The organism is Streptomyces sp. A012304, from assembly GCF_026008495.1.
In the GTDB taxonomy this organism is placed as follows: domain Bacteria; phylum Actinomycetota; class Actinomycetes; order Streptomycetales; family Streptomycetaceae; genus Streptomyces.
In genome coordinates this window covers 162,824-184,959 of the sequence record NZ_BQUN01000103.1, presented here as the reverse complement: position 1 = coordinate 184,959, position 22,136 = coordinate 162,824, and the positions used below count along the sequence as shown (strand labels likewise).

The following is a 22,136-nucleotide window of genomic DNA, read 5'->3' as shown; positions in this document are numbered from 1 at the left end:
GTCGTTCGACCGGTGGGAGCTTCTCTGAACTCTCACCCCACCCAACGGATCCTAAGGGGCGTGCATTCCCGGTGTGTCAGGGCACACGGAGGGTGGACACCGTAGGGGATACCACGCGAGACGAGGACCAAGCCCGAGCCGTCAGCGACGGGTGTAGGAATCCTTGAGGAGGATCTTGGCGGGGCCGGCGGACGACTGCTTCACACAGGTCGCGTCCATGAGATAGACGGTGACCCGGGTGGTGTCGGAGCTGTCGGGCAGGACGACGAGCAGGGCGTCCTTGCCGTGGTACGTGCCCTCCTCGGTGGCGAGGGCCTCGGAGCTGCTGTCGATGCCCTTCTGGACGCACCCGGGGATCTCCTGGTGCCGGAAGATCTGAGGGCCGTCGTCAGCGGTCTTGCCTTCTATCCCGGGAGTGCTCGCGGAGTGGGAGTCCTGGGCCTTGGTGAGGAGATCCGCGACCTGCTGCTCCAGCTTGCTCTCGGAGAAGGTGTCCGCAGCGGTGGTGTGCCCCCCCTCCGCCGAGGTGCCCCCGCCGCCGGTCAGCGAGGTCACCAGGACCGAGCCCAGTCCCAGCGCGGCGGCGGCGAAGACGGTACCGAGTACGGCTGCCCTGCGACGCCCACCGCGTTTGCGTTCCTTGCGGCCGGGGCCGGTGGTGGCGGTGCGAGCCCGACCGGCGGGACGAGCCGGTGCGGTCGGTGTTTCACGTGAAACATGGGTGTCGGGGCTTGGCTCCGCCACGGATGCGGACACCATGTCGGGCTCGGCTGTGTCGGCGTCCTCGGTGCTCTCCGTTGTCGTGGCGTGCAGCAGGGCCTCGGCCGCGAGTGCGGCATCGATACGGCGGGCGACGTCGTCCGGCATGCGGGGCGGGCCGGGAGTGCTGCCCAGCAGCCCTCGGATCTCCTCCAGGGACGCGTGGACGTCCGCACACAGCTCGCATGTGTCGAGGTGCCGACGTACCTCGGCGCTCCGGGACGGGGGCAGCAGGCCCTCGGTGAGGTCGGAGATCTCCGTGACGTCCGGGTGCCCGGTCGTGTCCGTCGTCGATGTCACGCTCGCCCACCTCCGCCCTTCACAGCAGCTGAATCGCCGGTACCGGCGCCGTCCGGACCCTCATCAGGAGGCCCCGCTGCGGGTGGGACGGATGTCCCCTGCGTCCGGTTCCGTCCTGACCCACCCTCTCTCGCCTCCCCGGGTCTGCCCGGTCGTAGATGGGTGAGCAGAGGAAGGAGTCTGGCCCGGCCACGGGCGCACCGGCTCTTCACCGTCCCGCTCGGCACGTCGAGCACACGGGCTGCCTCGGCGACGGGATAGCCCTGCATGTCGACCAGGACGAGCGCGGCGCGCTGGTCCGGCGGGAGCGTCGCGAGCGCCTCGATGAGCTGGCGGTGCAGATCATTGCGCTCGGCCGGCGCCGAAGCCGACTCATGAGGCTCGAGCAGCTGCTCCAGGCGCTCGGTGTCGTTGACGGGCGAGGTCTTGCGGGAGGCCGCTTTGCGCGCCCGGTCCAGGCAGGCGTTCACGGTGATGCGATGCAGCCAGGTGGTGACGGCGGACTGGCCGCGAAAGGTGTGGGCGGCACGGTAGGCGGAGACCAGGGCGTCCTGGACGGCGTCGGCGGCCTCCTCACGATCGCCGAGCGTGCGCAGCGCCACCGCCCACAGCCGGTCGCGGTGGCGGCGAACGAGCTCACCGAAGGCGTCGGGGTCTCCCTCCACATGGCGGGCGAGGAGGTCCTGATCGCTCACCCCGTCGTATCCGGCGCCTTCCGCCATCGGACCTCCTCCCCCAGAGACAAGACGTCAGCCGGTGAACTTCACGTCGGTGATGGCCTGCTTGTAGCCGGGGTCGCTGTACTGGTCGCCGGGCGCGTGGGGCAGCGCAGTGAGCCACACGAGCACGTACTGCGTCTTCACCTTCTTGGTGACCTTCACCGTGGCGGTCGTTCCGGATGTCGTGACGGTACCGATCTTCTGCATGGACTTCAGGTCGCCTGGGGACGGCCTCAGTGAGTCCGACGCGTACAGATTCACGGTCGTGTGATCGCCGCCGTGGTACAGCCCTATGGCGGCGGTGGACACCGTCTGTGCCGAGCCGAGGTCGTAGACGATGCCGACGCCGGGCTTGTACGGCGCCAGCACCGGACCGTCCCTGAAGCTGGCGGTCCGCCAGTACGTCGAGCTGTCACCGTCGTATGTCTCGCCGACGTCCTCGGGGTGCTGGGCGCTGCCGCTCACGACGTACTCGACGGCATCCTGGATCTTCAGCTGCTTGGCGGGCCGAGGCTCCCCGGTGTTCTTGTCGCCCTCGTCCGTCGTCTGCGTCTGGTTGCTGTCGTCGGACTTGCCCTGCTCCATCAGGGCGTCCGCGAGCTGCCAGCTGCCCAGTCCGAGCGCCGCGATCAGCAGGGCCGAGACCGCCCACTTGAGGGCCCTGCCGGTACGGCTCTGCAGCGGGGGCGGCGGGGCCTGCACCGGCTGGGTGATGCCCGGGTGCGGCGCGGGACGGCCGTAGGTGCCCTGCTGGTAGGTGGTGCGCTGGTACTCCGGCGGCGCGGCGAACGCGGGCTCCGGCGGGCGGATGCGGGGCATCTCACCGATCGCCTTCACCAGCTCCTCCGGAGTGGTGCAGGCGGCCTCGTGCCGGGAGGCGGTCGCGCCGTCGTTGACCAGGGCACGCATGGTCAGCTCCGACAGGCCCCGGTGGACGCCGGCCCGAACCTGGTCGGGCGGGATCAGCCCGATGTCCTTGGGCAGCCCGGACAGGCCGTAGGCGTCGTTCTCGTACGGCCAGCGCTGGGTGAGAGCCGCGTACAGCAGGGCGCCGATCGCCTCGGTGTCGGTGCGCTGGGGCCGGTCGGAGGCGATGCCGCGCAGCGCCGCGTTCACGGCGAGACCGCGGATGCGCCACTGGCCGGTGGAGGTGCGCAGCACCGCGTTGGGGTTGAGCCGCAGGTGGGCGAGGCCCTCACGGTGGGCGGCGGCCATGGCCGAGGCGATCTGGCTGACCATCTGGTAGGCGTCGTGCGGCTCCAGCGGCCCGGAGGCGAGGAGCGTGGTCAGCTCGGTGGCGTCGGGCAGCCATTCGTGGACGACGTAGACGAGGTCGTTCTCCTCGACGGCGTCGAGGACCTGGACGAAGCGAGGATCGCCGAGCAGCGCCGAGGAACGGGCCGCAGCCAGTACGGAGCGGGCCCGGCTGTGGTCCGCGGGCAGGACATGGACGCCGACGGCGCGACGGAGTTTCTCGTCGACCGCGCGCCAGCTGCTGAAACCGTCCAGACGGGTGACGCAGTCTTCGAGGCGGTAGCGTCTGGCGAGCTTGTGGCCGCTGTGCAGTTCCGGCGCCGAGGCCTTCCCGGGACGCTCCGTCCCGCCACTCCCCTGTGCCTCGTCGCTGTCCGTGTCCCGCTCCCGGTTCTTGGCCACCCCGTCGGCCGTGGACTGGTCCGCCTGTGCGGTCAGCGGCTCGTCACCGCTGTTGTCTGCCACGTCGACGGCAGCCGTACTCCGTTCCGCCACCGTCGTTCCTGCCTCCCCATCCATCGCGCGCCGTCCGACCTCGTGCGCGCCGTCCGACGCCGAAACCAATTGTGCCCACAGTCCGCCGCTATGCACGACACGCGGCGGCGGACGATGGTTGTGCGCCTACCCTTATCCCCTCGCCTCAGCGGCCCAGGCGTCCGCGGACCATGCCGACGAGCGAGTTGAGCTCCTCGATGCGCATGCGGCGGGCCGCGACGAAGAAGATGCCGAGCAGAACGGCCCCGCCGGCCAGCAGCGCGGCGAGGGAGCCGAGGACGCCCTGGCCCAGGGTGTGGCCGATGCCGTAGCAGGCCGCGCCGCTGAGCGCGGCGGCCGGTACGGAGGCGATGCACAGCCGCGCGTACGTCCGCAGGACACGGGACCCGTCGAGGTCGCCGCCGAGCCGCTTGCGCAGCCGGTTCCAGGCGACGCCGACGCCGATCGCGTAGGCCAGGCCGTAGGAGGCGGCCATGCCGACGACGGCCCAGCGGGGGTCGAGCACGAAGAAGCAGACCGCCGAGGCGCCGGCGTTGACCGCGGCCACGATGACCGTGTTGTAGAAGGGCGTGCGGGTGTCCTCGTAGGCATAGAAGGCGCGCAGCACGACGTACTGCACGGAGTAGGGGATCAGACCGAGGCCGAAGGCCATCAGCATGAAGCCCATGTTCGTGGCCTCGCTGGTGCCGGACGAGCCGAAGATCAGGGTGCACATCGGGATGCCCAGGGCGAGGAACCCGAAAGCGATCGGCACGATCGCGACGGCCGTCGTGCGCAGGCCCTGGGAGATGTCGTCGCGGACCGCACCGCCGTCGCCCTCGGCCGCCGAGCGCGACAAGCGCGGCAGCAGGGCCGCCATCAGGGAGACGGTGATGATCGCCTGCGGCAGACCCCAGATCAGTTGGGCATTGGCGTAGGCCGCGAAGCCGGTACCGTCGACCGGCGAGTCCTTGCCGGCCGCGGTGGACAGCTGGGAGACGACGATCGCGCCGGCCTGGTTGGCGAGGACGAACAGGAAGGTCCACTTGGCGAGCGTGACGGCCTTGCCGAGCCCGTGGCCCTTCCAGTCGAACCGCAGCCGCATCCGGAAGCCGGTTTCGCGCAGATACGGGATCATCGCCAGGGCCTGGACGACCAGGCCGAGCAGGACACCGACGCCGAGGAGCTTCTGGCCCTCCGGCGGGATCGTCGTCACCTGCATGCCGGAGTCGGCGGCCGTGCCGTAGACCCAGATGAACATGCCCAGCGTCACGATGATGACGATGTTGTTCAGCACCGGCGTCCACATCATCGCGCCGAACTTGCCGCGCGCGTTGAGGATCTGCCCCATCACGACGTGGATGCCCATGAAGAAGATCGAGGGTAGGAAGTAACGGACGAAGGTGATGCCGACCTCGTTGGCGGCCGGGTCGCTGGCGACCGGGTCGGACAGGAGGCGGATCAGGACGGGTGCCGCGGCGATCGAGGCGACGGTGAGCAGGCCGAGCGTCACGACGACCAGAGTCAGCAGACGGTTGGCGTACGCCTCGCCGCCGTCCTCGTCCTCCTTCATGGCGCGGACCAGCTGCGGCACGAAGACGGAGTTGAGACCGCCGCCGACGGTGAGGATGTAGATCATCGTCGGGAGCTGGTAGGCGACCTGGAAGGTGTCACCGAGGAGGCCGACGCCGAGCGCGGAGACGATCAGCGCCGAGCGGATGAAGCCGGTGAGGCGGGAGACCATCGTGCCCGCCGCCATCACAGCGCTGGACTTCAGCAGGCCTGCGGCGCGACCGCCCTTCTTCGGAGCCGCAGCCGCAGCCGGAGCCGCGACCGGTGCCGGCTCGGGTTCCGCGGCCGGCTTGGCGCCGAGGTCCATGGTCTGGTCCGCCTGGTAGCGCGGTGCCGGGCCCTGAGCCCCGGGGGCCGCCGCCGGGTTCGGCACGGACGGCTGGTCCATGGGCGCGCGGGCGCCGCCCTGCTGCTGGTCCCGGAAGAGGTGGGCGAAGGCGTCGCGCTCCTGCCGCTCCTCGCCGGACTGCGTCACCAGGTCGTCCACGCCCACGAACTGGGTCGTGCGGGGATCGTCGCCGTACGGCAGGTACTGGCTGGGGCCCTCCGGCTCGGGCGCCGGGGTCTGGGCCCACACACTCGGGTCGGGTGCGTACGGGGACTGCGGCGGCTGGCCGTAGAGCGGCTGCTGCGGTGCGTAGGTGCCGGGAGGGGGCGGGGGGTGCGCGGCGCGGTCGTAGAGCGCCTCGGCGACCGGGTCCTGTGCGGTGAGGTCCTGAGCCTGGTAGGGGTCCTGGTCGTAGGCGTCCTGGAGGTACATGTCCGCGGGGTGCTGCGGCGGTACCTGGCCGTGCTCGGGCGGCGGGCCCTCGGGGTAGCCCGAGCTGCCCGCGGCCTGGCCGCGGTCACCGTCGTACGGCGCGTTCATGGTTACCCCACCTCATCGTCCCGGGCCCACCGGCCACGACATCCTCAACGGTCCACTCTCTCACCCGTCCCCGAAGGGTCGGTGCTTTCCGCTGCGGTGTCCGGTGTCCCGTCACTCGCCTGCTGCGGGTCGCCTGCCCCGGACCGGGCGACGGACTCTTCGAGGATCCCGCCCTTGGCGGGCTCGGGGTTCCCGGTGCCCTCGGCGGCCTGGTCCGCCTCGTCGAGGACGTCCTCCTCGGCCTCGCGGGCCGCGGCGCGCTTGCGCTGGGTGTACATGCGGAAGCCTGCCAGCACCAGCAGCAGGACACCGCCGCCGATGACCAGCATCACGGTGGGCGTGATCTCGGTGACCTTCACGTCGAAGGTGACCGGAGTGCCGTACGCCCGGCCGTCCTGGGTGAACAGCTGGGCGACCACCGTCGTCTGGCCGTTGACGTTGGCGGACGTGGTGAACTTCACCGTCGTGCTGTGCCCGCCGGAGACCGCGATGGGCTCCTCGTAGTAGCTCTTGCCGCGGATCTCCAGACGGGTCGGGTTGGTCGAGGTGAGCCGCAGCACCAGCCGCTCCACGCCCTGCACCAGGTTGTTCTGCACGGTCACGGGGATCGTGGCGCTGCGCCCGGAGAGCTTGGTGTCCGACTTCCGGATCAGCTTGACCTGGGCGGCGATGGTGTCGAGGTAGGCCCGCACGCCCTGGCGGAAGCTACCCGCCGCGGCGGCCCGGCCCCGCCACGACGTGGACATCTCACGGTTCAGGGCCCGCCCGAAGGGGGTCACCACCCGCGACTCGTCGCTGAGGATCTCCTTGAAGTTGTCGAGCCGGTCCTGCGTGCCCGCCAACTGCTCGAAGGCCGACTTCGGCAGCTCCCGCTTGCGCAGGGCCGACGGGTACTTGGTCCGCGCCGGCACCTCGGTGCTGGCCGCCGGGTCGGGCTTGGCCGTGGCGGCCGCCGTGAGCTGCTGGGGTTGCGACCAGGTGCTGTTCTGCAGAGCGGTGATCGCCTCCGCCATCGCCTGGGCCTGGCTCGCGGTGGGCATGCGCTGCGGGGCGACGACGATGCTGCGCTGCTTGTCCGTCTGCTGCGTCAGCGACAGGCTCTGCGCCAGGAACTCCTGGACGGCGAGCGTGGCCGTGGAGGCCTTCGTCAGATCGCCGTGGAACGCCGTCGACAGCCGCGCGTCCGCGACCACCGCGGTGGTACCGCCGCCGATGGGGCGGGCGGCCGAGGGCGTGTACGACAGGCTGGCGGCCTCCTCCAGGCTGTCGCTGCGCGCGATCACTTTGTCGGCGCCGGCGGAGGTGGCGACCTTCACGACCGACGGGTCGACCGCGCCCTCCACGGGCCAGGCGAAGTCGGTGTTCGGCGTTACGTGGAGCACGGTCTCCACGGTGGTGGCGGCGACGTCGGAGGCCGCCTTGAACTGGCTGAGGGAGCCGCTGACGCCGGTGCCGTTGTGGGCCAGGGAGGCCACGTCCGGGTCGGCGAAGGGCAGGGCGACGACTTCCTTGCCCTGGACGGCCTGCTGGAGCTCGGAGAGCCACCGCTTGGCGACCGCTTGGTGGCTGCCGGCCGTGGTTTCGCCGTTGCTGCTGACGTTGTAGCGGCCGGCCATGGCGTCGACGGACGCCAGCAGGTCCGGGTCGATCACCCAGGTGACGTCGAGGGTTTTGCCCAGGCTGAGGAGTTGGTCGAGGCGGCCGCCGGGGGAGAGCTCACGGGCGAGCTCGTCGTTGAGGAACACCGGTGTCTGCTGCTCGTTGGAGCCGGTCTCCGCGGTCATGTGGACGGTGGAGATCAGCGGCCACAGGACGGTCGTCCGCGTCCTGGTGTCCGCCTCGTCGGGCTGCCAGGGCAGCAACGTGCGCTGGATGCCCAGCATCTGGTCCCACGGCTTCGCGGCCGTCTCGCCCGAGAGGGAGACAGCCAGGGGGTAGACACCGTCGTCCCCGAGGTCGAGCTCGTCGACCGGTACGGAGATGCTGAACTGCTGGGCCACGCCCGGGGTGAGCTTCGCGAACTTGGCGACGTACTTGCCGCCCACCTCGGTTCCGGTGGGGCCCGACAGCTCGTCGGCCTGCGCGGCGGCCCTGTCGATCGCAGAGCGCGTGGCCAGCGCGTCGCCCACCCGCACATCGACCTGTGCGTCGGTGACTGCCTGCTTGCCCTTGTTCGTCACCGTGCCGGACACGGTCAGCGTGTCTCCCTCGGTGGGGACGCTGGGGCTGAGCGAGTCGACGGAGACGGCCACCGTGCCGCTGTCCGAGGCCTCCTTGACGGAGGCCGGCGTCTCGGCATGCGCCGCGGAGGCGGGCAGCTGGAGCAGACCGGCCAGCAGAGGCGCCCCCGCGAGCAGTGCTCCGGTGCGCCGCAGCCACCGGCGGGCAGGTGAGGGAGTCATCCCCGGGAAGTCTGCCGCCTCGGCCACGCGTTCGTCCGTCCCTCGTCGTCGTCAGTGGTCGTCGGAATGTGCGTCCACGCATGGTAACGATGCGCGCTGAGGGTAAGTGCCGCGGACCGCTCCACAAGATCAAGGAAGATGACCGGGCCGCCCTCTATGTACACGTATAGAGAGGAGAGCCCGCGTACGTCACGAGCGCTGATCTTGGGCGGCTATCGGGGGAGGTGTCCGCCCGTTTAATGGAGGCGCCCGGCGCTCCCCGGGCCACGTACCCTCTTCTGTTGTGCCGAACGCCAACGAAGACAATCTCAGTGCCCTGAGCCAGGTGCAGCACCGCGCGGTGAGTGAACTGCTGCGGGTCGCTCCTGTCGCCGACGACCTCGCCCTCCGCTTCCAGGAGGCCGGGTTCTCACTTGCCCTGGTCGGCGGCTCGGTCCGGGACGCGCTGCTCGGCCGGCTCGGCAATGACCTGGACTTCACCACCGACGCCCGTCCCGAGGACGTGCTGAAGATCGTCCGGCCATGGGCGGACGCCGTGTGGGACGTCGGCATCGCCTTCGGCACCGTCGGGGCGCAGAAGGACTCCCACGTCGGCGACGCCGTCCGACGCTTCCAGATCGAGATCACCACCTACCGCTCCGAGGCCTACGACCGGACCTCCCGCAAGCCCGAGGTGTCGTACGGCGACTCCATCGAGCACGACCTCGTCCGGCGTGACTTCACCGTGAACGCGATGGCCGTGGCACTCCCGGAGAAGGAGTTCATCGACCCGCACGGCGGTCTCGGCGATCTCGCGGCGCGTGTCCTGCGTACCCCGGGCACGCCCGAGGAGTCCTTCTCCGACGACCCGCTGCGGATGATGCGTGCCGCCCGCTTCGCCGCCCAGCTCGACTTCGAGGTAGCCCCCGAGGTCGTCACCGCCATGACGGAGATGGCCGACCGTATCGAGATCGTCTCCGCCGAGCGGGTCCGGGACGAGCTGAACAAGCTGATCCTCTCCGACCACCCGCGCAAGGGTCTGGCGCTGCTGGTCGACACCGGCCTCGCCGACCATGTCCTGCCCGAGCTTCCGGCGCTCCGCCTGGAGAGTGACGAGCACCACCGGCACAAGGACGTCTATGAGCACACGCTGATCGTGCTGGAGCAGGCGATGGCATTGGAGGAGAACGGTCCCGACCTCACCCTCCGCCTGGCCGCGCTGCTGCACGACATCGGCAAGCCCCGCACGCGTCGCTTCGAGAAGGACGGCAGGGTCTCGTTCCACCACCACGAGGTGGTCGGGGCGAAGATGACGAAGAAGCGCATGACGGCGTTGAAGTACTCCAACGATCTGGTGAAGGACGTCTCACGCCTGGTCGAACTGCATCTGCGCTTCCACGGGTACGGCACCGGCGAGTGGACGGACTCCGCCGTCCGTCGTTATGTGCGGGATGGGGGGCCGCTTCTCGAGCGGCTCCACAAGCTCACCCGCTCCGACTGCACGACGCGGAACAAGCGCAAGGCGGCCGCGCTCTCCCGTGCGTACGACGGGCTGGAGGAGCGCATCGCCCAGCTGAAGGAACAGGAGGAGCTGGACGCGATCCGACCCGACCTCGACGGCAACCAGATCATGGAGATCCTGGGTGTCGCTCCGGGGCCGGCCGTCGGCAAGGCGTACAAGCATCTGCTGGAACTGCGGCTGGAGAACGGGCCGATGGAGTACGACGCTGCGGTGGCCGCGCTCAAGGAATGGTGGGCCGAGCAGAGCTGAGGCCGTGATGGGGTCATGTTTCACGTGAAACATGACCCCGCCCGGATACGCCGAGGGGCGATGTTTCACGTGAAACATCGCCCCTCTCCACAACTGCCTTACTTCTTCGCGTAGTCCTTCAGGCAGAGCAGGAAGTCACTGCTGTCACCGGTCTCGGTGTACGAGTACTGGAAGTCCTTGGCCTTCTCCTCGCACTTGCTCTCCGCCGTGAGCGCGGAGTAGGTGCCCTCGATCTTGGCCAGCACCACGTACTGCGCGTCGGCCGAGCTGCAGTCGACGACCTCGAGGTCGGGGTTGTTGTCGTCGGTGCTGCCGCGGTGCATGCAGTCGCCGACCGCCGCGGTTTTGGCGTCGTCACGGCTGGCTATGAAGCCGCCGATGGCCACACCGAGAACCGCGATGACGATGACGACGTTCTTGATCACCTTGAAGCTGACCTTGCGCCGGGGCGGCGCGGGGGGAACCGCGCCGAAGGGGGCGGCGCCGGGCTGGGGGTAGCCGGGCTGACCGGGCTGCTGCGGGTAGCCGCCCTGCGGCGGGTACGGGGCCTGGCCCTGGGGCTGGCCGTAGGGCTGCTGGCCCGGCTGCGCGAACGGGTTCTGGCCCTGGGGCGGCGGAGTCGTCACTTGGGGGTCCCCCTAAGAACATAGGTGTGTGACGCGAATAAGACGCGAGATAAGACGCACGTAAGCTACCGGTCCCCACTGACAGTCCCGTAGCCGAGGGGGAGTCTGTGTCATTGATGTGACACTTACTGGCGAACAAAGCGGGCCATAGTCCCCGCAATCACTCCGTAGATAACGGCAACCGTGACCACCAGGGCCGCTGAACGGCCGTCCGGTGGGAGCATCGCAGCGGCCACCGCGGCGGCGCCGACGAAGGCGACGTTGAAGAGTACGTCGTAGAGGGAAAAGATCCGGCCGCGGAAGCCATCCTCGACGGAGGACTGGACGATGGTGTCGGTGGCGATCTTCGTGCCCTGGGTGACGAGCCCAAGCACGAACGCGGCGACCAGCGCGGAGGTCTGGGCGAACGGGAGCATCAGGGCGAGCTCCAGCACGGAGCCCGCCGCCGCGCAGGCGAGGATCCAGCGGGACGGGCCCAGGCGCCCTACCGCGGACGGGGTCACCACCGCCGCCACGAAGAACCCGATGCCGGCGATGCCCACGGCCAGGCCCAGCAACGCCAGTCCCTCGTCCGCGTTCGAGGACCAGGCGTACCGACAGAGCATCAGCACCATGACGGTCAGGGCGCCGTAGCAGAACCGCATCAGCGAGATCGCGCCGAGCGCCCGGGCGGCTTCCCTGCGCTGCGGCTCGGCCAGATGGCGCACGCCGGCCGCGAGGCCGCGGGCGGTGCCCCGCAGCGCGCTCGCCAGCCGAGGAGGGATCAACTCCCGCTCCGGGCCGAGCAGATCCACCGCCATGCGCAGCGACATGAGGGCGGCGCACAGGTACAGCACCGAGCCCAGCAGCACCACGGCGGCGTCGGAGTCCGACGCCACCAGCCGGACGACGAAGGCGAGACCGCCACCGGCCGTCGCGGCGAGCGTCCCGGCGGTCGGGGAGAGGGAGTTGGCGATCACCAGGCGCTCGGCGTCGACCACCCGGGGCAGCGCGGCCGACAGCCCCGCGAGGACGAAGCGGTTGACGGCGGTGACGCACAGCGCGGACACGTAGAACAGCCAGTCGGGGACATGACTGACCATCAGCACGGCGGTCGCCCCCGCGAGCAGGGCGCGGAGCAGATTGCCGTAGAGGAAGACCTGGCGGCGGCGCCAGCGGTCCAGCAGGACACCGGCGAAGGGGCCGACCAGGGAGTAGGGCAGCAGCAGCACGGCCATCGCGGAGGCGATCGCGGTGGCCGAGGTCTGCTTCTCCGGGGAGAACACGACGTACGTGGCGAGCGCGACCTGGTAGACGCCGTCGGCGCACTGCGAGAGGAGTCGCACGGCGAGCAGGCGCCGGAAGTTGCCGAAGCGCAGCAGGACGCGCAGATCACGGACGACGGCCATGGGGCACAGCCTCACATACGGAGAGGTCCCCGGGTCATGCGACCCGGGGACCGTCTACGGCCCTGGCAGGAGCTATGTGGTGAGCCTCAGCGCTCGACTTCGCCCTTGATGAACTTCTCCACGTTCTCGCGGGCCTCGTCGTCGAAGTACTGGACCGGCGGGGACTTCATGAAGTAGCTCGACGCGGAGAGGATCGGACCGCCGATGCCGCGGTCCTTGGCGATCTTCGCGGCGCGCAGGGCGTCGATGATGACACCCGCGGAGTTCGGGGAGTCCCAGACCTCGAGCTTGTACTCCAGGTTCAGCGGGACGTCACCGAAGGCGCGGCCCTCGAGGCGGACGTACGCCCACTTGCGGTCGTCGAGCCAGGCGACGTAGTCGGACGGGCCGATGTGGACGTTCTTCTCGCCGAGATCCCGGTCGGGGATCTGGGAGGTGACGGCCTGCGTCTTGGAGATCTTCTTGGACTCCAGGCGGTCACGCTCGAGCATGTTCTTGAAGTCCATGTTGCCGCCGACGTTCAGCTGCATCGTGCGGTCCAGGATGACACCGCGGTCCTCGAACAGCTTCGCCATGACGCGGTGCGTGATGGTGGCGCCGACCTGCGACTTGATGTCGTCACCGACGATCGGGACGCCCGCCTCGGTGAACTTGTCCGCCCACTCCTTGGTGCCGGCGATGAAGACCGGGAGAGCGTTGACGAAGGCGACCTTGGCGTCGATGGCGCACTGGGCGTAGAACTTCGCCGCGTCCTCGGAGCCGACGGGCAGGTAGCAGACGAGGACGTCGACCTGCTTGTCCTTGAGGACCTGGACGACGTCGACGGGCTCCTCGGCGGACTCCTCGATGGTCTCGCGGTAGTACTTGCCGAGGCCGTCGAGGGTGTGGCCGCGCTGGACGGTGACACCGGTGGTGGGCACGTCACAAATCTTGATGGTGTTGTTCTCGGACGCGCCGATCGCGTCCGCGAGGTCGAGACCGACCTTCTTCGCGTCCACGTCGAACGCGGCGACGAACTCGACGTCGCGGACGTGGTATTCGCCGAACTGCACGTGCATCAGGCCCGGGACCTTGGACGCCGGGTCGGCGTCCTTGTAGTACTCCACGCCCTGCACCAGCGACGCGGCGCAGTTGCCCACGCCGACGATGGCTACGCGAACCGAACCCATTCCGGTTGCTCCCTGTGTGTACGAGTGAGGCCCTGGGTGGGCGCTCACGTGGTGGTGTCGTCGGGCGTATCCGTACCGGGGTCGTCCCCGGTACGGGGCAGGCCGCCCGCCGTTCCAGTAGTGGTGTCCTGCTGAGCGGGCCCCCCGGACGCGGAACCCCTCAGATCCCGTCCGGCCCGCTCGCTCTCGATGAGCTCGTTCAGCCAGCGCACTTCGCGCTCCACGGACTCCATCCCGTGGCGCTGGAGCTCGAGGGTGTAGTCGTCGAGGCGCTCCCGGGTACGCGCCAGAGAGGCGCGCATCTTCTCCAGCCGCTCCTCCAGCCGGCTGCGGCGGCCTTCCAGGACGCGCATGCGCACATCACGGGAGGTCTGTCCGAAGAAGGCGAAGCGAGCGGCGAAGTGCTCGTCCTCGTACGCGTCGGGTCCCGTCTGGGAGAGCAGCTCCTCGAAGTGCTCCTTACCTTCCGCCGTCAACCGGTAGACGATCTTGGCGCGGCGTCCCGTGAGGGGAGCGGTGAGGGCGTCGTCGGGGGCGTTTCCCGGCTCTTCGATCAACCAGCCGTTGGCGACCAGCGTCTTGAGGCAGGGATAGAGGGTGCCGTAGCTGAACGCTCTGAACACACCCAGTGACGTATTGAGTCGTTTGCGCAGCTCATAGCCGTGCATCGGGGACTCGCGGAGCAGGCCGAGGACGGCGAACTCAAGGATCCCGGAACGCCGGCTCATGATCGCCTCCCTCGCCTTATCTCGCCCTGATGTATCGACTCGATACATCACGACGATAGAACGGCCTTCCGCATGCGACAAGAGGGGGGATGGTGAACGGGATCACATCACCGATTCATTGCATGCAAGTTGTCCGATTTGGTGTGAACTTCGGGGCTAGGCAGGTTTTGAGGGTGCGTAGTCTGTGCGCCATGCACATCACCGGGACTCACGTGGCGCCGGGGGGCGCCGAGGTCCCCGGTGCGGTACGGGTGAATGCGCCAGCGACCGCATCCGTACTTCGGGGGGACAGGAAACCAGCCGCCGTTTCCAGGCGCGCACGGATGCGCCTGCCCGAGGAGTAATCGTTCGATGAGCGAGCACCGTCGCAAACCGCCGCAGCCGCAGGGAGGCGGACGTGCCGCGGCCCGACGCGGCCAGCCCGGCTCGTCCTCCGGCCGCCGTGCGGCACCGCGAGGCGCCACCGGGTCTCCTTCCGACTCTCATGAGTCGGGTTTCTACGGGTTGGGAGGCGAGGAACGATCGCCCGGCGGCCGCGCCGAGGCCCGCCGCGCGGCGCAGAGAAGCGCCGGTGGCCGGCGCAGAGCGGCCGAACCCGCAGGGGGCCGCCGAGGCGGCGCCGCCGGTCCGCCCGGCCGGGGCAGGGGGCGCCCCGCACCCGACAAGAAGCGCCTGATCGACTATCCGCGCGCCTACAAGGACGGTTGGCGCCGGTGGGTGCCCTCCTGGAAGCTGGTCGCCGGCCTCTTCGTGGGCTTCGTCGGCAGCCTGGTGGCCGTGGCGGGCATCGGATACGCCATGGTGGGCATCCCGGACGTCGACAAGACGGCGACGTCGGAGAACAACGTCTACTACTGGAAGGACGGCAGCCAGATGGTTGCCACCGGTGGTGAGACCAATCGCCAGATCATCGCTTACTCCGAGATCCCCGAGGCCATGCGCTGGGCGGTGATCTCGCAGGAGAACAAGACCTTCCTCACCGACAGCGGCATCGACCCCAAGGGCATCGCCCGTGCCGTGTTCAACATGGCTCGCGGTGGACAGACGCAGGGTGGCTCGACCATCACCCAGCAGTACGTCAAGAACGCCATGCTGGCCGACCAGTCGCAGACGATCTCCCGGAAGTTCAAGGAGATCTTCGTGTCCATCAAGGTGGGCGCAAAGCTCGACAAAGAGACCATCATGGCGGGCTACCTGAACTCCGCGTACTACGGGCGCAACGCCTACGGGCTCCAGGCCGCCGCCCGCGCGTACTTCGACAAGGACGCCATCAAGCTCGACGCGGGTGAGTGCGCCTTCCTGGCCGCCATGCTGAAGGGCGCGACGTACTACGACCCGGCGGGTGCGGTCTCCATCGACCCGGCCGCGCGGCCGGAGGACAACCAGAGGCGGGCTCTGCGCCAGATGCAGGACACGCTGAACAAGATGGTCGAGTACGGGCACCTGCCCGCCGCGGAGCGGGCCAAGTACACCACGCTCCCCAAGTGGCAGAACCCGCGCTCGAACACCCAGCTGAGCGGTCAGATCGGTTACCTCGTCGACCTCGCCAACAGCTACGTGGTCACCCACAGTGACGAAACGGGGATCACCCAGGACAAGCTGCAGCGGGGTGGCTACTCGATCTACACGACCTTCGACAAGAAGAAGGTCAAGGAGCTCGAGACGGCCGTCACCAAGGTCCAGAAGGCCAACATCAAGCCCGACAAGCGGCCGGACACGGACACGCACGTCCAGTTCGGCGGGGCGTCCGTCGACCCGGCGACCGGCGCCATCGAGGCGATCTACGGCGGTGAGGACGCGACCAAGCACTTCACCAACAATGCCGACCAGACCGGTGCCCAGGTGGGTTCGACGTTCAAGCCGTTCGTGCTGGCGGCAGCGATGACCTGGGGCGTCCGTGATCCGGATCTGGGGTCCTCGCAGGCCCAGGACGAGCGGACCATCGTCTCTCCCAAGAGCCTGTTCAGCGGCAAGAACAAGCTCAAGATCAAGAACTACGACGGAACGATCTGGAAGAACGAGAAGGGCGAGGAGTGGCTCCAGACCAACGACGGCAACGTCTCGCTCGGCACTCCCCCGGAGTACAAGATCGATCTTCGTGAGGCGATGCGGGAGTCGGTGAACTCCGCCTTCGTGCAGCTCGGCATGGACGTCGGCCTGGACAAGGTGAAGGAGGCCGCCGTCAGCGCCGGCGTCAAGGCGAGCAGCCTGGACGGCAGCACCTTCCCGTCGTTCTCGATCGGCATCTCCGACCCGAGCGCCATCCGGATGGCGGGCGCGTACGCCACCTTCGCGGCCAGCGGCAAGCAGCGTGATCCGTACTCCGTCCAGAAGGTCACGAGCAAGGACGGCGTGATCTACACGCACAAGACCGCGACGAAGGAAGCGTTCACCGCAAAGGTCGCCGACAACGTCACGGACGTCCTCAAGACCGTGGTCGAGAAGGGCACGGGTACCAACGCCCAGCTGCCCGGTCGTGAGGTGGCCGGTAAGACGGGTACCACCGACGGCAACAAGTCGGCCTGGTTCGTCGGCTACACGCCGCAGCTGTCGACCGCGATCAGCATGTTCCGCCTGGACGACGACGAGACGAACAAGAACCGCAGCTTCCTGGAGATGTTCGGAACGGGTGGTCAGAAGAAGATCCACGGTGCCTCGTTCCCGGCCCAGATCTGGCACGACTACATGGCCGAGGCCATGGAGGGCCTGCCGGTGAAGACGTTCCCGACCCCCGAGCCCATCGGCGAGGTGGTCAACGCGGAACCGTCCCCGACCCCCACTCCCTCGCAGACCGAGACCGAGGAGACGAGCCCCTCGCCCTCCCCGAGTCCCAGCGAGACGGAGACCGAGCCCTCGCCCTCTCCCAGCGAGACATGCACGTCGTTCTTCGGCTGTGACGAGAACACGGGCGGGGCGAACAGCGGTGGCACGGAGGGCGGCTCGGGCGAGACAAGTCCGACACCGACGGCCACGGAGACAGAAGGCGACAACAGAGGCAACGGCAACAGTTCCGGCGGAGGCTTCTTCGGAGGCGCGACCGGTTAGGCACTCTTGCCCGGCACGGGTGTTTCACGTGAAACATGGGGATGTTTCACGTTAAACGAGGGCCGTCCCACCGCACCAGGTGGGGCGGCCCTCGGTGTTTTCCTAGGTGCGTACGGCAGGATGAGCCCATGCCCAGTGCAGAATCGACGCCAGCGCGCGCGCACGAGCCGGACCCGGTGCGGCCGACGAGGGACGACGAGGTGGCCGCGGCCGGCAGTGAGCTGATCGGCGGCCCTCTCGGACGACGAGCCCTGACCGGGACCTCCTGGTGGACCCCCGTACGGGTCGTCGCGCTCGTGGCGATCGGGATGTTCGCCCTCGGGATGGTGCAGAAGGCGCCCTGCTACAACGGCGCCTGGTTCTTCGGCGCCAGCTCCCAGTACACGCACGCCTGCTACTCGGACATCCCGCACCTCTACCAAGCGCGCGGATTCGCCGACGGGCTGGTGCCGTACTTCGACAGGCTCCCCGGCGACATGCAGTACCTCGAATACCCGGTTCTCACCGGTGTGTTCATGGAGGTGGCCAACTGGCTGACCCCGGGCAGTGGAAGCATCCAGCGCCAGGAGCAGTGGTACTGGATGGTCAACGCGGGGATGCTGATGGCCTGCGCCGCCGTCATCGCCATCTGCGTGGCCCGTACGCACGCCCGGCGGACCTGGGACGGCCTGCTGGTCGCCCTGGCACCGGCCTTCGCGCTGACCGCCACCATCAACTGGGACCTGCTGGCGGTCGCTCTGACGGCCGCGGCGATGCTGATGTGGTCGCGGGGCCGCTCCCTCGCCTTCGGTGTCCTCCTGGGGCTCGCCACGGCCGCCAAGCTCTATCCGGTCTTCCTGCTCGGGCCGTTGTTCGTCCTGTGCTGGCGGGCCGGGAAGTGGCGGGACTACGGCACCGCGCTCGGCGGTGCGATCGTGGCCTGGCTCGTGGTCAACCTGCCGGTGATGCTCTTCGCCTTCGAAGGCTGGTCGAAGTTCTACACGTTCAGCCAGGAGCGGGGCGTCGACTTCGGTTCCTTCTGGCTGATCCTGGCCCAGAACTCCAGCGACCCCCTCACCACCGAGAACGTCAACACCTTCGCCACCCTGCTGGTGGCGCTGAGCGGCCTGGGTATCGCGGCGCTGACCCTGACCGCGCCGCGCCGCCCGCGCTTCGCCCAGCTCGCCTTCCTGATCGTGGCGGCCTTCATCCTCACCAACAAGGTCTACTCGCCGCAGTACGTCCTGTGGCTGGTGCCGCTGGCGGTGCTGGCCCGGCCGAAGTGGCGGGACTTCCTGATCTGGCAGGCGTGCGAAGTGGCGTACTTCCTGGGGATCTGGATGTACCTCGCGTACACGACCAGCGGAGACGCCCACAAGGGTCTGCCGACCGACGGCTACCACTGGGCCATCGGCGTGCACCTGCTGGGAACGCTCTACCTGTGCGTCATGGTCGTGCGGGACATTCTGATGCCGGAGCGGGACGTGGTGCGGCAGTCCGGCGACGACGACCCCTCGGGCGGCGTGCTCGACGGCGCGGAGGACGTCTTCGTCCTCGGCGGGGCGGCCCGTCCCCGACGGCCGGCGGCCGACTCGGACGGGCCGCAGGTGGAATGGGGCAAGCAGGCAGCGGTCGACGGTTCGCCCTGAGCGAACATGTGACCGCCTGGGTCATGCGAAGGGCCGTACACGGAACCCCGTGTACGGCCCTTCGTGCTGATGCCGGTCCGGTCAGCGGTCAGCGGTCTACGATTCGGTCGAACTGCGTGGTGGTGTGCCGCAGATGGGCCACCAGCTCGTCGCCCACCGTCGGCTCCGGCGCGTCGGCGGGCACGAACAGGATGGACACCTGCATGTGCGGTGGCTCGGCGAACCAGCGCTGCTTGCCGCCCCAGACGAACGGTGAAAGGTTCCGGTTCACCGTGGCGAGGCCGGCACGGGCGACGCCCTTGGCACGCGGCATGACGCCGTGCAAGGCCTTGGGGGCCTCCAGGCCCACCCCGTGCGACGTACCGCCCGCCACGACGACCAGGAAGCCGTCGGAGGCCGCCTTCTGCTGCCGGTAGCCGAAACGGTCGCCCTTGGCGACGCGCGTGACGTCCAGGACGGCGCCGCGGTACTCGGTGGCCTCGTGGTCGCCCAGCCACAGCCGCGTGCCGATGCGGGCGCGGAAGCGGGTCTGCGGGAACTGCTGCTGGAGCCGGATGAGGTCCTCGGCCTTGAGGTGGCTGACGAACATCGTGTGCAGCGGCAGCCGGGCCGCGCGCAGCCGGTCCATCCAGCCGATGACCTCCTCGACGGCGTCGGAGCCGTCGGTACGGTCCAGCGGCAGATGGATGGCGAAGCCCTCCAGCCGGACGTTCTCTATGGCGGCGTGCAGCTGCGGCAGGTCCTGCTCGCTGATGCCGTGGCGTTTCATCGAGGACATCACCTCGATCACCACACGAGCGCCCACCAGGCCGTACACGCCGTCGACCGAGGACACCGAGCGCACGACGCGGTCGGGCAGCGGCACGGGCTCCTCGCCGCGCCGGTAGGGCGTCAGCACCAGCAGGTCACCGCTGAAGAAGTCCTTGATGCGCGCGGCCTCGTAGGTCGTGCCGACGGCGAGGATGTCCGAGCCCAGCCGGGTGGCCTCCTCCGCCAGCCGCTCGTGCCCGAAGCCGTAGCCGTTGCCCTTGCAGACCGGGACGAGCCCCGGGAACTGCTCCTGCACGTGCTTGTGGTGCGCCCGCCAGCGCGCGGTGTCGACGTAGAGCGTGAGCGCCATGGCCGGACCTGGAACCTTTCTCGGGGGTGTGTCAGAGGGTTGAGAGCCGTCGGAGCTGACGGAGACGTCGAAATTATCGACTCAGCCGGTGCCTGCTCAGCGACGCGACATGTAAATGTCGAGCGCCTTGTGGAGCAGCTTGTTCAGCGGGAAGTCCCACTCACCGAGGTACTCGGCGGCCTGACCGCCCGTGCCGACCTTGAACTGGATCAGGCCGAAGAGGTGGTCGGACTCGTCCAGCGAGTCGGAGATGCCGCGCAGGTCGTACACGGTCGCGCCGAGCGCGTACGCGTCGCGCAGCATCCGCCACTGCATGGCGTTCGAGGGGCGGAACTCCCGGCCGATGTTGTCGGAGGCTCCGTAGGAGTACCAGACGTGTCCGCCGACGATCAGCATCGTCGCCGCCGACAGGTTCACGCCGTTGTGGCGGGCGAAGTACAGCCGCATGCGGTTGGGGTCCTCGGTGTTGAGGGCCGTCCACATGCGCTGGAAGTACGACAGCGGGCGGGGCCGGAAGTGGTCACGCACAGCCGTGATCTCGTAGAGGCGCTGCCACTCCTCAAGGTCGTGGTAGCCGCCCTGGACGACCTCGACGCCGGCCTTCTCGGCCTTCTTGATGTTGCGCCGCCACAGCTGGTTGAAGTTCTTGTGGACCTCTTCAAGGGAACGGTTCGCCAGCGGCACCTGGTAGACGTAGCGCGGCTGGACGTCGCCGAAACCGGCGCCGCCGTCCTCGCCCTGCTGCCAGCCCATGCGACGCAGCTTGTCGGCCACCTCGAAGGCGCGCGGCTCGATGAAGTCGGCCTCGATGTCCCGCAGCCGCTTCACGTCCGGGTTCTGGATGCCCTGCTTGATGGAGGGAGCCTCCCAGCGCCGGATGATCACCGGCGGGCCCATCTTCACCGAGAAGGCGCCCTGCTGCTTGAGGTGCGCGAGCATCGGTTCCAGCCACTCGGTCAAATTCGGCGCGTACCAGTTGATGACCGGGCCCTCGGGCAGATAGGCCAGGTAGCGCTTGATCTTGGGCAGCTGACGGTAGAGGACGAGGCCGACGCCGACCAGCTCGCCGGTCCTGCTGTCGAACCAGCCGAGGCTCTCCGAACGCCACTCGGCCTTGACGTCGGCCCAGGCCGGAACCTGCATGTGGCTCGCCGACGGCAGGCTCTGGATGTACGCCAGATGCTGCTCGCGACTGATCGTCCTCAGGGTCAGGCTCATTCGGGGCGCTCCTCGGGCTGGTGTGTCCCCATGGGTACAGGGGCTCCGGCTCTAGCGCCGAAGCCTACTGCGCCTTGCGAGCAGCCCGTCTGGGCGTACGGCACCTTCGCCCCGGCCGAGTTGGCGGCCGGGGCGTCAGGAGGGTTCGCAGACGTCCTGCGCGCCGTCGGCCGAGGACAGTGTCCATGGCCGGCCGACGGCGGTCAGGTCACCAGAGCCCGCCGAAGAGTCCGCCGTGGGCCATGCCGAGGAAGAAGCCGACGGCGGCGGCACCGAAGCCCAGGATCAGGAAGAAGCGCTCACGGGTGGTCTCGGAGATCCACTGTCCGTACGCGCCGGTGAAGATCCCCACCAGACCGGTCCAGGAGCTGAGCAGGTGCAGGCTGTGGAACATCGCCGTGACGAAGGACACCGCCCCGAGCACCAGAGTCACGACCATCAGCGTGTCCTGGACGGGGTGGGGTCGGCCGTCGGTGGCGAAGAGGGATCCGGCGGTGTTGGGTCGCAATGCCTGTGCCATGGGGCACCTCCTGCGGAAAACGGCGTATCGTAGCGCCATACACACCCGATGTGTACAGATTGGCGGTCCACCCGGCCGGATTTCAACCGGAAGCGCGATGCGGGTAGTCTGTACCGTCTGCACCGGTGTCTGCCCAGGCACAGCCAGGGATTCCGCCCAGCTCAGAGTGGGAGCGTCGTAAGCCGACCCCCCATTGTCAGTGGCGGCCGATACCGTTGCGTACGCATCACAACCCTCCTGCCACGGAACGACCGTGGCCGCTGAGTCCAAAGGAGGTGGGTTCCACATGCGTCACTACGAGGTGATGGTCATCCTCGACCCCGATCTCGAGGAGCGCGCTGTCTCCCCGCTGATCGAGAACTTCCTCTCCGTCGTCCGTGAGGGCAACGGGAAGGTGGAGAAGGTCGACACCTGGGGCCGTCGTCGTCTCGCGTACGAGATCAAGAAGAAGCCCGAGGGCATCTACTCGGTCATCGACCTGCAGGCCGAGCCTGCGGTCGTCAAGGAGCTCGACCGCCAGATGAACCTGAACGAGTCGGTCCTCCGGACCAAGGTCCTCCGCCCCGAGACCCACTGAGCTCTCCCGCTCAGCTGAT

The 22,136-nt window shown here is 68.8% G+C and carries 16 protein-coding genes; 4 read left to right on the top strand and 12 right to left on the bottom strand.

All coding sequences use genetic code 11. The features are described 5' to 3' along the window. Positions 1-141: 141 nt before the first annotated feature. The 5 genes from ALMP_RS26535 to ALMP_RS26515 all read right to left on the bottom strand — a co-directional run bounded on the left by ALMP_RS26535 (position 142) and on the right by ALMP_RS26515 (position 8,375). Complete coding sequence (locus ALMP_RS26535; RefSeq protein WP_264932750.1) at positions 142-1,059, bottom strand: anti-sigma factor; 918 nt, start codon at positions 1,057-1,059, stop codon at positions 142-144. Next, a complete protein-coding gene (sigM, locus tag ALMP_RS26530) occupies positions 1,056-1,781 on the bottom strand; it encodes an RNA polymerase sigma factor SigM (RefSeq protein WP_264932749.1) in 726 nt (241 codons plus the stop codon). The genes ALMP_RS26535 and sigM overlap by 4 nt, the downstream gene beginning before the upstream one ends. A gap of 27 nt (positions 1,782-1,808) precedes the next feature. Continuing rightward, positions 1,809-3,527, bottom strand: a complete 1,719-nt coding sequence (locus tag ALMP_RS26525) for a protein kinase family protein (RefSeq protein WP_264932748.1) — start codon at positions 3,525-3,527, stop codon at positions 1,809-1,811. Between the two features lie 145 nt (positions 3,528-3,672). Then, positions 3,673-5,946 (bottom strand): murein biosynthesis integral membrane protein MurJ, encoded by a 2,274-nt coding sequence (gene murJ / locus ALMP_RS26520; protein WP_264932747.1) that lies wholly within the window; start codon positions 5,944-5,946, stop codon positions 3,673-3,675. 44 nt (positions 5,947-5,990) lie between these two features. Further along, positions 5,991-8,375 carry a DUF6049 family protein gene (locus tag ALMP_RS26515; protein WP_264932746.1) on the bottom strand — a complete coding sequence of 795 codons (2,385 nt, stop codon included), beginning with the start codon at positions 8,373-8,375 and terminating at the stop codon, positions 5,991-5,993. Between the two features lie 256 nt (positions 8,376-8,631). Here ALMP_RS26515 and ALMP_RS26510 point away from each other — a divergent pair, with 256 nt between their 5' ends. After that, the gene (locus ALMP_RS26510; protein WP_264932744.1) at positions 8,632-10,098 is read left to right on the top strand and encodes a CCA tRNA nucleotidyltransferase; all 1,467 of its coding nucleotides are present in this window, start codon (positions 8,632-8,634) and stop codon (positions 10,096-10,098) included. 98 nt (positions 10,099-10,196) lie between these two features. Here ALMP_RS26510 and ALMP_RS26505 read toward each other — a convergent pair whose 3' ends face one another. The 4 genes from ALMP_RS26505 to ALMP_RS26490 all read right to left on the bottom strand — a co-directional run bounded on the left by ALMP_RS26505 (position 10,197) and on the right by ALMP_RS26490 (position 14,009). Beyond that, the gene (locus ALMP_RS26505) at positions 10,197-10,724 is read right to left on the bottom strand and encodes a hypothetical protein (RefSeq protein WP_264932742.1); all 528 of its coding nucleotides are present in this window, start codon (positions 10,722-10,724) and stop codon (positions 10,197-10,199) included. Between the two features lie 125 nt (positions 10,725-10,849). Next, positions 10,850-12,112 (bottom strand): MFS transporter, encoded by a 1,263-nt coding sequence (locus ALMP_RS26500; protein WP_264932740.1) that lies wholly within the window; start codon positions 12,110-12,112, stop codon positions 10,850-10,852. Between the two features lie 86 nt (positions 12,113-12,198). After that, a complete protein-coding gene (locus tag ALMP_RS26495) occupies positions 12,199-13,281 on the bottom strand; it encodes an inositol-3-phosphate synthase (protein ID WP_264932737.1) in 1,083 nt (360 codons plus the stop codon). A 44-nt stretch (positions 13,282-13,325) separates the two neighbouring features. Then, on the bottom strand, positions 13,326-14,009 hold the full coding sequence (locus tag ALMP_RS26490; protein WP_264932734.1) for a PadR family transcriptional regulator: 684 nt from the start codon (positions 14,007-14,009) through the stop codon (positions 13,326-13,328). Positions 14,010-14,360: 351 nt separating this feature from the next. Here ALMP_RS26490 and ALMP_RS26485 point away from each other — a divergent pair, with 351 nt between their 5' ends. Both ALMP_RS26485 and ALMP_RS26480 read left to right on the top strand, forming a co-directional pair. Further along, positions 14,361-17,054 carry a transglycosylase domain-containing protein gene (locus ALMP_RS26485; RefSeq protein WP_264932731.1) on the top strand — a complete coding sequence of 898 codons (2,694 nt, stop codon included), beginning with the start codon at positions 14,361-14,363 and terminating at the stop codon, positions 17,052-17,054. Positions 17,055-17,182: 128 nt separating this feature from the next. Further along, positions 17,183-18,682 (top strand): glycosyltransferase family 87 protein, encoded by a 1,500-nt coding sequence (locus ALMP_RS26480; RefSeq protein WP_264932730.1) that lies wholly within the window; start codon positions 17,183-17,185, stop codon positions 18,680-18,682. A gap of 88 nt (positions 18,683-18,770) precedes the next feature. On the opposite strand, the gene ALMP_RS26475 is transcribed toward ALMP_RS26480, so the two are convergent. The 3 genes from ALMP_RS26475 to ALMP_RS26465 form a co-directional block, all read right to left on the bottom strand. Next, complete coding sequence (locus ALMP_RS26475; protein ID WP_264932728.1) at positions 18,771-19,802, bottom strand: alanine racemase; 1,032 nt, start codon at positions 19,800-19,802, stop codon at positions 18,771-18,773. Positions 19,803-19,898: 96 nt separating this feature from the next. Next, positions 19,899-21,020, bottom strand: coding sequence for a peptidoglycan bridge formation glycyltransferase FemX (gene femX / locus ALMP_RS26470; RefSeq protein WP_264932725.1), 1,122 nt, complete (start codon positions 21,018-21,020; stop codon positions 19,899-19,901). 208 nt (positions 21,021-21,228) lie between these two features. Next, the gene (locus ALMP_RS26465) at positions 21,229-21,540 is read right to left on the bottom strand and encodes a hypothetical protein (protein WP_264932723.1); all 312 of its coding nucleotides are present in this window, start codon (positions 21,538-21,540) and stop codon (positions 21,229-21,231) included. 286 nt (positions 21,541-21,826) lie between these two features. Between ALMP_RS26465 and rpsF the strand changes: the two genes are divergently transcribed. Next, positions 21,827-22,117, top strand: a complete 291-nt coding sequence (gene rpsF / locus ALMP_RS26460) for a 30S ribosomal protein S6 (protein WP_004950685.1) — start codon at positions 21,827-21,829, stop codon at positions 22,115-22,117. Positions 22,118-22,136: the final 19 nt, after the last annotated feature.

Coding starts and splice junctions, on each gene's coding strand:
- ALMP_RS26495 (WP_264932737.1), bottom strand. CDS start 13,281: ATGGGTTCGGTTCGCGTAGCCATCGTCGGCGTGGGCAACTGCGCCGCG.
- ALMP_RS26500 (WP_264932740.1), bottom strand. CDS start 12,112: ATGGCCGTCGTCCGTGATCTGCGCGTCCTGCTGCGCTTCGGCAACTTC.
- ALMP_RS26485 (WP_264932731.1), top strand. CDS start 14,361: ATGAGCGAGCACCGTCGCAAACCGCCGCAGCCGCAGGGAGGCGGACGT.
- femX (WP_264932725.1), bottom strand. CDS start 21,020: ATGAGCCTGACCCTGAGGACGATCAGTCGCGAGCAGCATCTGGCGTAC.
- rpsF (WP_004950685.1), top strand. CDS start 21,827: ATGCGTCACTACGAGGTGATGGTCATCCTCGACCCCGATCTCGAGGAG.
- ALMP_RS26475 (WP_264932728.1), bottom strand. CDS start 19,802: ATGGCGCTCACGCTCTACGTCGACACCGCGCGCTGGCGGGCGCACCAC.
- ALMP_RS26490 (WP_264932734.1), bottom strand. CDS start 14,009: ATGAGCCGGCGTTCCGGGATCCTTGAGTTCGCCGTCCTCGGCCTGCTC.
- murJ (WP_264932747.1), bottom strand. CDS start 5,946: ATGAACGCGCCGTACGACGGTGACCGCGGCCAGGCCGCGGGCAGCTCG.
- sigM (WP_264932749.1), bottom strand. CDS start 1,781: ATGGCGGAAGGCGCCGGATACGACGGGGTGAGCGATCAGGACCTCCTC.
- ALMP_RS26480 (WP_264932730.1), top strand. CDS start 17,183: ATGCCCAGTGCAGAATCGACGCCAGCGCGCGCGCACGAGCCGGACCCG.
- ALMP_RS26465 (WP_264932723.1), bottom strand. CDS start 21,540: ATGGCACAGGCATTGCGACCCAACACCGCCGGATCCCTCTTCGCCACC.